The 423-nt window shown below is 60.8% G+C and carries 1 protein-coding gene; it reads left to right on the forward strand.

The features are described 5' to 3' along the window. A partial coding sequence (locus EMO90_RS12550; RefSeq protein ID WP_223851268.1) for a hypothetical protein occupies positions 1 to 217 on the forward strand: 217 nt, incomplete at its 5' end. Between the last annotated feature and the right edge of the window lie 206 nt (positions 218 to 423).

The following is a 423-nucleotide window of genomic DNA, read 5'->3' on the forward strand; positions in this document are numbered from 1 at the left end:
CCCTGTGCGAAATGACGAAGGATCCTTCGCCGCGCTCAGGATGACGGAACAGGACCATGTCACCCTGAGCGGTGAGCCATTCATTCACACATCCACGGTCGCCTCACCCCTCACCAGCGCATCCAACGTCACTTCGTGGGCATCCTCGCACACCGAGCCATCACCGCCGGCCGCAATGGCTCGGATGATCGCAGGGGATGGTTTTCCGTCATCCTGAGCGCAGCGCAGCGGAGTCGAAGGATCCTTAACCTCTTGCACCATGCCCCTGTGCGAAATGACGAAGGATCCTTCGCCGCGCTCAGGATGACGGAACAGGACCATGTCACCCTGAGCGGTGAGCCATTCATTCACACATCCACGGTCGCCTCACCCCTCACCAGCGCATCCAACGTCACTTCGTGGGCATCCTCGCACACCGAGCCA

Origin of the sequence: Bifidobacterium vespertilionis (assembly GCF_008698145.1) — a bacterium.
Classification (GTDB): Bacteria; Actinomycetota; Actinomycetes; order Actinomycetales; family Bifidobacteriaceae; genus Bifidobacterium; species Bifidobacterium vespertilionis.